Raw genomic sequence first — 11,330 nt, 5'->3', positions numbered from 1 at the left:
TTCCGTATTCCGTGTCAACCGTCTTTTTTCCGGTCAACCCCGAATCGGTTGGTGATCCGGGCCGCTCTGCCCTGAGCGAGCTGCGCATTTTAGACTCTTCTCGAAAAACGTCAACACTTTTTTCATCCTCTCGTCACTTCGACCTCCTCTCGCGCGCGCGTTCATTTATATGCGCGAGGATGAGTCAGGCGTCATTCGCGCTCAGGCGTTCAGTTAAGGATGGCGGCTGCGGCAATGACAGGCGCACCATCAGCCCGCTGCGCTCGGCGGGCTCAAACCCGATCCCACCACCATAGGCATCGACGATATCGCGTACGATCGCGAGCCCCAGGCCAGTCCCCTCCTTGCGTTCGTCGAGGCGCAGACCACGCTCGCCGAGTCGCGAGCACTGGTCGGCGGCGACCCCCGGGCCATCGTCGATGATCAGGATCGACACCCGCTCGCCAGCCTCGACCTCGATCCGCACCGAGGAGCGCGCCCACTTGGCCGCATTCTCGAGCAGGTTGCCGAGCAGCTCGAGCAGATCGTCCGGCGTCAGCGCGACCTCGACCTCAGGGGGGATCCAGACCTGCCAGTCGATACCCCGCCCTGCCGGGGTGCGTTCCAGGGTGCGCAGCAACGCATCGACCGCGGCCCCCACCTCGGCCCTGGCCGGTGCCGGGCGCGCCCCGGATCGCACCCGCGCACGGATCAGCTCACGATCGACACGGCGTCGCATCGTCTCGGCGAGTTGTTCGAGGTCGGCGGCCAACGCCGGTTCGCCACGCGCACGCAGCCGCTCGGCGTCTCCGGCGAGGGCGCTCAGCGGGGTCTTGAGACCGTGGGCGAGGTCGGCGGTCCAGGCCCGCGCACGTTCGAGCGCCTGGGCGCGGGCGTCGAGCAGCGCGTTGAGCTCGTCGATCAGCGGCCGGAGTTCCTCGGGGTGGTGCTCGGCGAGGCGCCGGGCGTGACCCGAGCGGATCGCCTCGACACCGAGCCGGACGCGCTCGAGCGGGGCGAGACCGGTATGGACCTGCACCAGGGTGGCCACCGCCAACACCACCGCCATCAGCAGCAGATAGGGCAACATGTCGGCGGCGAAGGCGTTGCGTGCAGCGACCAGCTCGGCACGCGCCATCGCCACCGCGACCCGGACCCGCTGTTGCGTCCCGTCGCCGGCACGCAGCAAGACCAGGCGCTCACGCACCAGCAGCCGTTGACCATCGGGTCCGGGCAGACGATGGGCATGGACCTGCCCCGGGCGCAGCGGATCGGGCGGGAGCGCAATCACGCCGTCCCACAACGAGCGCGAACGCAGCATGCCGGGGGAGGAGATGCCATCGATCTGCCAGTAGCGACCGCTCAGCGGGACATCGAAACGGGGATCGGTGGGCGGTGGCGTCAGCAACGGCTGCCCATCGACACCGAGGGCGAGGGTCGCCACCAGCTGATCGAGCTGAACGTCCAGCTCGGCATCGAGCCGACGCTCGACATGGGCCTCGAAGAGTCGTGACAGCCCGGCGGCGGCCACCACCAGGGCGATGGCGATCGAGATCGCGGCACCGAGCCAGAGCCGCGCCCGCAGCGACCGCCGCCCGATCACCGAGTCAGTCCGCGTCGGGCTCGACCAGATAGCCGAAACCGCGCCTGGTCTGGATCCACTCGCTGCCGAGTTTGCGTCGGACCCGTCCGACCAGCACCTCGATCGCGTTCGAGTCGCGCTCGAAGTCCTGGGCATAGAGCTGCTCGGTCAACTCGCCCTGGGAGACCACCCGCCCGGCATGCTGCATCAGATAGCAGGCCAGCCGGTACTCCTGGGGCGAGAGGTGCACCGGCACCCCGTCGCGGGTCACCGTCATCCGGCAGGTGTCGAGCCTGACCCCGCCACACTCGATCACCGGCGAGGGCTGACCGGCGGCGCGTCGCACCAGCGCGCGCACCCGGGCCAACAGCTCCTCCATGCGGAAGGGCTTGGGCAGATAGTCGTCGGCACCGGCGTCGATCCCCTCGACACGTTCGCTCCACTCACCCCGCGCGGTCAGGATCAGCACCGGGAAGCGCTGTCCGGCACCACGCCAGCGTCGCAACACCGAGAGGCCGTCGAGCCGCGGCAGACCGAGGTCGAGGATGACCGCGGCATAGTGCTCGGTATCGCCCAGGAACCAGGCGCGCTCGCCGTCCTCCACCCAGTCGTGGACGAAGCCGGCGGCCTCCAGTGCCTGACCCACCGAGGCGGCGAGCCGGGCGTCGTCCTCCACCAGCAGGATGCGCATCAGTCCTCCTCTACCTCGAGAATGCGGGCGGTGGCGGCGTCGACCTCGACCTCGAGCCGCCGGCCATCGGGGGCGATGAGCTTGAGCTCATAGCGCCAACCGCCGTGCTCACGCTCGAACTCCACCCCCACCACCTCGCCCGGCACCCGCGCCGAGACCGCACGCAGGATCTCGCCGATCGGGCGCACCTCGCCGCGCTCGAGCGCGCGCCGGGCACGATCGTGATCGGCGACATCGTCGAGTCCGTCGGCCGGGGCGACGGCCGAGACGCTGACGAGCAGCAGCAGGACGATCGGGCGCATGTGAGGGACTTTGGCCATGGAGGCATGATGCCACGAACCCGGCTGACGGTTTGCTGACAACCCTCGACAGCCGGGGTTCAGCAGCGGGTGGATAGGCTGGTCGCCAACATCACCAGGGCCGAGGCCCACTCACCCGAACCGGAGCACACCGATGACGACACCGACACCCGAAACCGCGAGCGAGACCCGGGTCTGGGACCCGCTGGTCCGTCTCTTCCACTGGTCGCTGGCCGCGGGCTTCGCCGCCGCCTACATCATCGAGGACCATCCGCTCGCGCTCCATGTGTGGATCGGCTATCTGATCCTGGCGCTGATCGCGATCCGCGTGACCTGGGGCTTCGTCGGCTCGACGCACGCCCGCTTCGGCGACTTCGTGCGCGGCCCCCGCGCCACCCTCGACTATCTGCGCGACGCCGCCCGGCTGCGCGCACCACGCCATCTCGGCCACAACCCGGCCGGCGGCGCCATGGTCGTCGCACTGCTGCTGACGGTGAGCGCCACCGGACTCAGTGGACTCGCGCTCTACGGCGCCGAGGAGTTCGCCGGTCCCCTGGCCGGGCTCACCGCCGGGCTCTCGCACGACACCGCCGAGCTGATCGAGGGGGCGCACGAGTTCTTCGCCAACCTCACCCTGCTGCTGGTCCTGCTCCACGTCGCCGGGGTGCTGTTCTCGAGCTTCGCCCACCAGGAGAACCTGATCGGCTCGATGATCAGCGGCCGCAAGCGCATCGAGCGCGAGTAACGAACCGGACCCAAGGAGCCATACCAATGCCCCAGCGCATCACCCCACTGTTCGCCCTGCTCGCGCTGACACTCACCAGTGCCGCACCGGCCGATGACGACCGTCTCGGCGCGGTCACCGACCCGACGACCCGCGCCGTCTGCGGCGACTGCCACCTGGTCTATCAGCCGGCACTGCTGAGCGCGCGCGACTGGCGCCAGATCATGATCCCGCAGTCACTGGCTGCGCACTATGGCGAGACCCTCGAACTCGACGAGACGCGGCGCCTCGCCATCAGCGACTATCTGCAGGCCAATGCGACCGTCTCCGCGCGGCTCGACCCGCCACCGACGAACGGGCTGCCTCGCATCACCGAGACCACGGCGTTCCGCCACGAGCACGCCGAACTCGCACGGTTGCAGGACAGCGCCGGCCAGGCGATCCCCGCGCTCGGTGACTGTCTAGGCTGTCATCCACGCGCCGAATCGGGTATCTATGAGGACGACGAGGTCCGCATCCCCGGGCTCGGCCACTGGCGGGACTGATCGCCGGTCGGGACCTGGGCGATGACACGCACCGCACAGGACGGTGCGAGACCGGGCGCGGAATCGCTGGCCACGCGCCATGTACCGGAACGACGCCAGCACACTCACCGGAGACCCCAGAGATGCCATCACAGATCCGGATGTTCACCCTTGCCCTCGGCCTCGGCGCCGGGGTCAGCCTTGCGGCGCTCGCCCAACCGATGGGCGGCCCCATGCCGTTCGCCGCACTCGATGGCGACGGCAACGGCCTGATCAGCCAACAGGAGTTCGACGCCTTCCACCAGACGCGTCGCCCCGGTGGAGGCCCAGGCATGCCGGCGTTCGCCGACTTCGACCAGGACGGCGACGGCCAGCTCACCCCCGCCGAACTCACCGCCGGTCAGCAGGCACGGATGCGGCAGCGCGGCGGCATGGGTCGCGACATGCCGGACCTGGCCGACTTCGACCGCGACGGCAACGGTTGGCTCGACGAGCAGGAGTTCTACGAGGGCCGCGGCCAGCGTATCGCCGAGCGCTCGCAGCAGGGCTACATGATGCGCAACCTCGCCTCGGCACCGAGCTTCGAGGAGGTCGACAGCAACGGCGATGGTCGCGTCGACGCCGACGAGTTCGCTGCCGCGCAGGCGCAGCACCAGCGCCAGAACTGGGGCCCGTCACCCGACTGAGTCCCATTCCCCCTCCGGGCATCGCCGAGCACTGGCCGACTACGCCATGGGCGGCGCCCCGTGCCCACGTTCGCCCGCCTCGGCGGGCGCGCGCCATCGTCCTGCCGTTTGCTGCCGTTCCACCACGAATGCAACCTGGTGATGTTCGGCGCACTTGGCCCGGTCGCCACGCTCCGCGACGCACTGATCCGGCCCCCGGTCGATCACCAGCGTCACCCTGACCTATTTGGCTGCGCGCTGCTCATCACCGCCGTGCCGCTGTTCGCGTTCTCCTGGCTGAGCGAGCGCCATATCGATGCCGGGCATCGTCAGGGACGAGAGACCGACCGGTGGACGGTCACACCCGGTCGCGGTCGGCTGGTCCCGACCGCCGGCCTCCCGGCGGCGCCCCTCAACTCCCTGGCGTCGTCCCAGCGGCTGATGCATGCTTGCCGATGGGGCGAGCGAGATGGAGCCGTGCCCCAGCCCCGGAGCAGCGCTGAGCGATCGCCGCCACCGCAGCCGGACGCACCCAAACTCGAGGAGAGAGCTGACGATGTCCAGCGTGTCAGAGACGACCCAAGACACCCCCGGTCCACGAGGCAATGACAGGCACGACGGCTACGTGGTGGCCATCGGCGCCTCGGCCGGCGGACTCGACGCGCTGGAGCGCTTCTTCCAATGCCTGCCCTCGGACTCGGGCGCGGCCTATGTGGTGATCCAGCATCTCTCGCCCGACCACAAGAGCATGATGGGCAACCTGCTCGCCCGTCATACCGAGATGCCGGTGGTGACCGTCACCGACGGCATGCGGCTCGAGCCCAATCGCGTCCACCTGATCCCGCCGGCGAACATGATGACGGTGCTCGGCGATGCGCTGCGCCTCAGCCCCAAGAATCCGCGTGGCCTGGCGCTGCCGATCGACCTCTTCTTCACCTCGCTGGCCAAGGAGTTCGGCAAACACGCCATCGGCGTGGTGCTCTCGGGCACCGGATCCGACGGCACCCGTGGCGCGGTGGCGATCAACGACGCCGGCGGCCTGCTGCTCGCCCAGGATCCGGAGTCGGCCAAGTTCGACGGCATGCCGCGCAGCGTCATCGCCACCGGTCTGGTCGATGCCACGCTGTCGCCGGACGACCTCGGCCCCAGGCTGATCGAGTTCATCAACCAGGCCCCGCAGATCAAGACCGAGACCTCGCCCCAGGGCCCGACCTTCGACAAGGACGACGCCCTCGACGAGGCGATGCATCTCCTCAAGCACCAGGGCGGGATCAACTTCCGCGACTACAAGCCGGCCACGGTGATGCGCCGCATCGAGCGGCGCATGCAGGTGCGTCACACCCCCGACCTGCACAACTATGTGCGCCTGCTCGACAGCGATCGCGGCGAGCTGGCGGTACTGCGCCGCGAGCTGCTGATCCCGGTGACCAGTTTCTTCCGCGACCCCGACACCTTCGAGATCCTCGACCAGACGGTGATCCGCTCGATCGTCAGCGAACGCGGCGAGAACCAGCCGATCCGGGTCTGGGTGCCCGGCGTCTCCACCGGCGAGGAGGCCTATACCCTGGCGATCCTGTTCGCCGAGGCCTTCGATCGCGAGCGCCGCTGGCCGAGCTTCAAGCTCTTCGCCACCGACGTCGAGCAACAGAACGTCGAGGTCGGCGGCGCCGGGGTGTTCTCCGAGGCGATCGCCGCCGAGATCTCGCCCGAACGACTCGAGCGCTTCTTCTACAAGCGCGGCAACCACTTCGTGGTCAAGAACGAGATCCGCCAGAACATCGTCTTCGCGCGTCACAACCTGCTCGAGGACCCGCCCTTCACCCGCATGGACCTGGTCTCCTGTCGCAACCTGCTGATCTACTTCCGCACCCAGGCCCAGGAGCGGGCGCTGCGGCGCATCCAGTACGCCCTCTCCCCCGGCGGCTATCTGCTGCTCGGACCGAGCGAGACCCTGGCCGATCTGCACACCGACTTCACCGCGGTCAACTCGCGCCACAAGATCTATCGTGTGCTGCGCCACGTCTCGCTGCCGCTCGACACCGCCACCCCCTCGGCCCCGCCGACCAGCGCCGCCGGACCACGCCAGTACAGCCCGCGCAGCCGCTATCAATCGACCGACGCCGCAGCCATCGACGCCGGTCAGTCGATCCTGCTGCGCGACTACGCCCCCACCACCCTGCTGCTCAACGCCCACGGCGAGCTGCTGCACGTCTTCGGCGAGGCGGCGCGCTATCTGCGCATCGGCGAGGGCAGCGCCACGCTCGACATCGCCAAGCTGCTGCCCCGGCCGCTGGTCTCGGTGGCCCAGGCGCTACTCTACAAGTGCGCGCGCAGCGGCACGGCGATGCGTTCGGACCAGCTCGGCATCGAGCTGCCCTCGGGCGAGCGCGAGCGGTTGCGCATGGTGGTCAGACCCTATGACGCGCCCCAGTCCGAGCGTCATCTGCTGCTCTCGTTCGAGTCCGAGCCGCAGGAGATCGTGTCGCGCCCGGGGATGGAGACGCTCGATCTCGACGACGAGACCGCACAGCGGGTCGAGAACCTGGAGCGCGAGCTGGCGGCCACCCGCGAGAGCCTGCAGGCGACCATCGAGGAGCTGGAGACGGCCAACGAGGAGTTACAGGCGACCAACGAGGAGCTGATGGCCTCCAACGAGGAGCTGCAGAGCTCCAACGAGGAGCTGCAGTCGGTCAACGAGGAACTCTACACGGTCAATGCCGAGAACCAGGAGAAGATCGAGATCCTCAACCGGCTCAACGCCGATCTCGACGGCATGGCCAAGGCCGCGGCCATCGCCACGGTGTTCGTCGACGCCGAGCTGCGCCTGACCCGCTTCACCCCCGAGGCGACCACCCTGTTCAAGATCCGCAACGGCGACCTCGGCCGCCCGATCGACGACTTCACCAACCTGTTGCAGTATCCGGACTTCATCGATGAGCTGCGCCGCACCATCGCCAGCGGCGAGATGCTGCAGCGCGAGATCGCCGCGGCCAACGGCCGCATCTATCTGGCCCGGGTGCTGCCCTACGCGGTGCGCGCAGGCGAGGCGCGCGGGGCGGTCTCGACCTTTGTCGACATCACCAGCCTGCACGACATCGAGCGATTGCAGGCGGTGCTCGACTCACTCCCCGAGCAGATCGCGGTCCTCGACCCCCAGGGCATCATCACCCAGATCAACCACAGCTGGCGCGAGGCGGCGCGAGGCGCGGGTGATCCGTCGCTCAGCGATACCGGTCCCGGCGCCGGTTACGAGCGCGCGTTGCGACTGCTCGGGCCGGACGACGAACACCCGCGCGGGCGTGACCTGCGTGCGGGGATCCGCGCGGTACTCGAGGGTGACTCCGCCGGGGTCGTGGTCGACTTCACCTCAACGGACGAGGGGGCACGCCTGCTCGCCATCCATGTCTCGCCGATCCAGCACCATCACGGCGGCGCCGTCCTCGCCCGACTCGACGCCAGTGAATGGCGCCAGGGCGAGGATGACGACTGACCCGACGAGCGTGGCTCAGTCGAGCGCCTCGAGCAGTTCGCGCACCAGGCCCGGGCCGCGATAGATCAGCCCGGTGTAGACCTGCGCCAGATCCGCGCCGGCGGCGAACTTGGCGCGCGCGCTGGGCACATCACGCACCCCGCCGACCCCGATCAGCGTCGGCGCCGGCCCCAGCGCCTCGCGCACCGTCGCCAGCAGCGCGGTGCTGCGCGCCTGCAGCGGGCGCCCCGAGAGCCCGCCGGCCATGCCCTCGGTGCGGCTGCGCAACCCCTCGCGGGCGATGGTGGTGTTGGTCAGGATCAGCCCGGCACAACCGGCCTCGAGCGCGGCGCGCGCGCAGTCGATGGCATCGCCGTCGGCGAGATCGGGCGCGAGCTTGACCAGCAGCGGTCGGGGCCGCGCGAGACGCTGGTTGGGCTCCTGGATGGTCTCGACGATGCGCTTGACCTCGTCGACACGCTGCAGATCGCGCAGCCCCGGGGTGTTCGGGCTGGAGATGTTGACCACCACATAGTCGGCCAGCTCGCCGAGGCGCTCGAAGCTGTAGCGATAGTCCTCGGCGGCACGCTCGGCCGGGGTCACCTTGGACTTGCCGATATTGACCCCGAGCGGCACCTGCAGCAGGTCGCGCTCACGCAGCAGCCGCAGCCGCCGCGCCACCCGGTCGGCACCGGCGTTGTTGAAGCCCATGCGGTTGATGATCGCCTCGTCCTCGGGCAGGCGGAACAGCCGCGGACGCGGGTTGCCGGGCTGGGCCTGCGCGGTCACCGTACCGACCTCGATGAAACCGAAACCGAGCGCCTGCCAGGCGGGGATCGCCTCGGCGTCCTTGTCCAGCCCGGCGGCCAGACCGAAGGGGTTGGGGAAACGCAGCCCCATCACCTCGCGCGGATGGGCATGGGCCGGATCGCCGGCGACCAGCCGACCATCGAAACGCTCCGACCAGCGCGCCAGCGCCGCCAGGGTCATGCGGTGTGCGCGCTCCGGGTCGAAGCGGAACACCAGCGGGCGCAGTGAGTGCCACAACAGATTCAGATCCATGCCGCCACCCGGCGCGGATTGGCGCTCATCGTCATCGATTCACCTCGTCAATTCAGGGGGTCTGGGGACGACCGGTCCACTCCGACCGGACGCCCGGGACGCGAAGGGGCGCGCCACCTCCGGGTGACGCACGCATCAGCCGCGCCGCTCGCGACGCAGACTGTACAGATTGCCGGCGAGGATCAGCACACCGCCGCCCAGCACCCAGGGGTCGAGCCCCTCGCCATAGCACAGCGCGCCGACCAGGGCGATCAGCGGCAGGCGCAGGAAGTCCATCGGCAGCACCAGGGTGGCGTCGGCGTGACGGAAGGCATTGGCCACGCCGAGATGGGCGCTGATGCCGGTCACCGCCGCCACCAGCAGCCAGGGCAGCTCGCTCCAACCGATCGGTTGCCAGACCCAGAGCGCCACGGGCAGGCCGAGGAGCAGCTGGATCGTCAGCATCCAGAACAGGATGGTGAAGACCGAGTCGTGTCGGGTCAGCCCCTTGGTGGCGACCATGGTGACGGCGAAACCGAGCGCGGCCAGCAATCCCAGTGCCATCCCCGCGTCGAACGGCTGCAACCCCGGTCGGGTGATCAGCAGCACACCGATCAAGCCGGCGACCAGCGCCACCAGGCGGCCACGCCCGAGCCGCTCACCGAGGAAGACCAGTGCCAGCAGCGCGGCCCACACCGGGGTGGTGAACTCGAGCGCGAACACCAGCGCCAGCGGCAACAGCCCGATCGCGCCGATCCAGCAGAGCTGGCCGCCATAGTGGAACAGGTTGCGCAACAGGTGCAATCGCCAGCGCCGGGTACGCATGAACCCGGGCGCGAGCAGCACCCCCAGACCGACCAACAGCGGCAGCCCGAGCAGGGTGCGCAGGAACAGGAATTGCGCCGGGGACATCGCCGCGAGCGACTCGCGCGCCGAGACCGCGAGCGCGGCGAAGGACAAGAGCGCCAACCCCATCCAGCCGGCGGCGCGCGCCAGCCCGTCGTTACCGCTTGCCACGGACCGGGATCCTCCCGCAAAACGTTCGATCATACCCGATTGGCGTGGATCGTTGGTCAGCCGCACACGCCCCGCGCGATCCCGGTGTTATAGTCTGCCCACCCCCACGCGACGCCGTTTCAGGAGGACGAAACACATGGCCGAGAAGAAGATCCTGATGTTGGTCGGAGACTATGTCGAAGACTACGAGGCGATGGTCCCCTTCCAGATGCTGCAGCTGCTCGGGCACAGCGTCCACGCCGTCTGCCCGGACAAGGCCGCCGGCGACAAGGTCCGCACCGCGATCCACGACTTCGAGGGCGACCAGACCTACAGCGAGAAGCCCGGCCACAACTTCGCCATCACCGCCGACTTCGACAAGATCGACCCCAGCCGCTACGACGCCCTGATCATCCCCGGCGGGCGCGCCCCCGAATACCTGCGCCTCGACCTGCGCGTCATCGAGCTGGTGCGTCACTTCGCCGCCGGCGACAAGCCGATCGCCGCGATCTGTCACGGCCAGCAGATCCTCGCCGCCGCCGGGGTCCTCGAGGGCAAGCAGTGCACCGCCTACCCTGCCGTGCGCCCCGAACTCGAACGCGCCGGGGGCAGCTGGTGCGAGGTCAACGACACCCTCACCAACGCCTATGTCGACGGTCAGCTGGTCACCGCCCCGGCCTGGCCCGCGCACCCCGAGTGGATACGGCGCTTCGCCGAGCTGCTCGGTACCCGGATCGAGACCTGAGCGGGCCCTCGGCCCCGACGACACACCGCCACGCGGCGCGGCCCGGATCACGGCTCGGGCCAGCCATACGCCCGGACGGCGGGCCCACGGATTGCAACCAGACCGCGTCGCCCGAGCGGCGTCACGAACAGAATCACAGGAGCCACCATGTCCGAGGAAGGCCGTTTCAGCATCGCGCTCGAGCAGCGCGAGGGATATCAGGTCAAGGTCGCCTTCGACTGGCCGCAGACCCCCGACCTGCTGCTCGACGGCGAGCCGCCGCTGGGCGAGTGCCGCGGGCCCAACGCCTCGCGCCTGCTCACCGCCGCCACCGCCGACTGCCTCGGCGCCAGCCTGCTGTTCTGTCTGTTCAAGGACGACCCGCCCGCCGGCTGTCTGCGCGCCGAGGCCAGCTGCGTGATGACCCGCAACGCGCAGAAGCGCCTGCGCATCGGCCAGCTCGAGGTGCGCCTGATCGTCACCGAAGCGGTCACCCAATCGCCGCGTTTCGGTCGCTGCAAGGACCTGTTCGAGGAGTTCTGCGTGGTCTCGGCGAGTATCCGCCAGGGCATTCCGCTGGTGGTCACCGTCGAGGACGAGGCCGGCGAGGTCTACTACCGCTCCGAGTGAGCAGGC

The 11,330-nt window shown here is 69.3% G+C and carries 11 protein-coding genes; 6 read left to right on the top strand and 5 right to left on the bottom strand.

Translation table 11 applies throughout. The annotated features are described in order from the left end of the window. Positions 1-184 precede the first annotated feature (184 nt). Genes EDC29_RS03035 through EDC29_RS03025 form a run of 3 tightly spaced genes read right to left on the bottom strand, consistent with a single transcriptional unit; the run spans position 185 to position 2,554 of the window. Entirely contained in the window at positions 185-1,582 is a 1,398-nt protein-coding gene (locus EDC29_RS03035; protein ID WP_123141304.1) for a sensor histidine kinase, read from the bottom strand. A 4-nt stretch (positions 1,583-1,586) separates the two neighbouring features. Continuing rightward, on the bottom strand, positions 1,587-2,252 hold the full coding sequence (locus tag EDC29_RS03030) for a response regulator transcription factor (protein WP_123141305.1): 666 nt from the start codon (positions 2,250-2,252) through the stop codon (positions 1,587-1,589). Further along, positions 2,252-2,554, bottom strand: a complete 303-nt coding sequence (locus EDC29_RS03025; RefSeq protein WP_223806159.1) for a PepSY domain-containing protein — start codon at positions 2,552-2,554, stop codon at positions 2,252-2,254. The genes EDC29_RS03030 and EDC29_RS03025 overlap by 1 nt, the downstream gene beginning before the upstream one ends. A 151-nt stretch (positions 2,555-2,705) precedes the next feature. Here EDC29_RS03025 and EDC29_RS03020 point away from each other — a divergent pair, with 151 nt between their 5' ends. From EDC29_RS03020 to EDC29_RS03005, 4 genes are all read left to right on the top strand, one after another. Beyond that, positions 2,706-3,296 carry a cytochrome b/b6 domain-containing protein gene (locus EDC29_RS03020; RefSeq protein ID WP_132228489.1) on the top strand — a complete coding sequence of 197 codons (591 nt, stop codon included), beginning with the start codon at positions 2,706-2,708 and terminating at the stop codon, positions 3,294-3,296. A gap of 26 nt (positions 3,297-3,322) precedes the next feature. After that, positions 3,323-3,820 carry a hypothetical protein gene (locus tag EDC29_RS03015; RefSeq protein WP_123141308.1) on the top strand — a complete coding sequence of 166 codons (498 nt, stop codon included), beginning with the start codon at positions 3,323-3,325 and terminating at the stop codon, positions 3,818-3,820. Between the two features lie 122 nt (positions 3,821-3,942). Continuing rightward, the gene (locus tag EDC29_RS03010; RefSeq protein ID WP_123141309.1) at positions 3,943-4,485 is read left to right on the top strand and encodes an EF-hand domain-containing protein; all 543 of its coding nucleotides are present in this window, start codon (positions 3,943-3,945) and stop codon (positions 4,483-4,485) included. Positions 4,486-5,020: 535 nt separating this feature from the next. Then, positions 5,021-7,954 carry a chemotaxis protein CheB gene (locus EDC29_RS03005; RefSeq protein WP_132228487.1) on the top strand — a complete coding sequence of 978 codons (2,934 nt, stop codon included), beginning with the start codon at positions 5,021-5,023 and terminating at the stop codon, positions 7,952-7,954. Between the two features lie 15 nt (positions 7,955-7,969). Here the strand turns inward: EDC29_RS03005 and EDC29_RS03000 are convergent, their stop codons facing one another. Next, a complete protein-coding gene (locus tag EDC29_RS03000) occupies positions 7,970-8,995 on the bottom strand; it encodes a quinone-dependent dihydroorotate dehydrogenase (RefSeq protein WP_132228485.1) in 1,026 nt (341 codons plus the stop codon). A 135-nt stretch (positions 8,996-9,130) separates the two neighbouring features. Next, complete coding sequence (locus EDC29_RS02995; RefSeq protein ID WP_132228483.1) at positions 9,131-9,991, bottom strand: DMT family transporter; 861 nt, start codon at positions 9,989-9,991, stop codon at positions 9,131-9,133. 136 nt (positions 9,992-10,127) lie between these two features. Here EDC29_RS02995 and EDC29_RS02990 point away from each other — a divergent pair, with 136 nt between their 5' ends. After that, positions 10,128-10,715: a DJ-1/PfpI family protein gene (locus EDC29_RS02990; RefSeq protein ID WP_123141313.1), complete on the top strand. Its 588-nt coding sequence runs from the start codon at positions 10,128-10,130 to the stop codon at positions 10,713-10,715. A 147-nt stretch (positions 10,716-10,862) separates the two neighbouring features. Beyond that, positions 10,863-11,324 carry an OsmC family protein gene (locus EDC29_RS02985; protein WP_123141314.1) on the top strand — a complete coding sequence of 154 codons (462 nt, stop codon included), beginning with the start codon at positions 10,863-10,865 and terminating at the stop codon, positions 11,322-11,324. The last annotated feature ends 6 nt before the right edge of the window (positions 11,325-11,330 follow it).

Source organism: Marichromatium gracile, assembly GCF_004343155.1.
GTDB classification, from domain to species: domain Bacteria; phylum Pseudomonadota; class Gammaproteobacteria; order Chromatiales; family Chromatiaceae; genus Marichromatium; species Marichromatium gracile.
The sequence above is the reverse complement of the archived record's forward strand: the minus strand, read 5'-3'. Positions and strand labels throughout refer to the sequence as shown.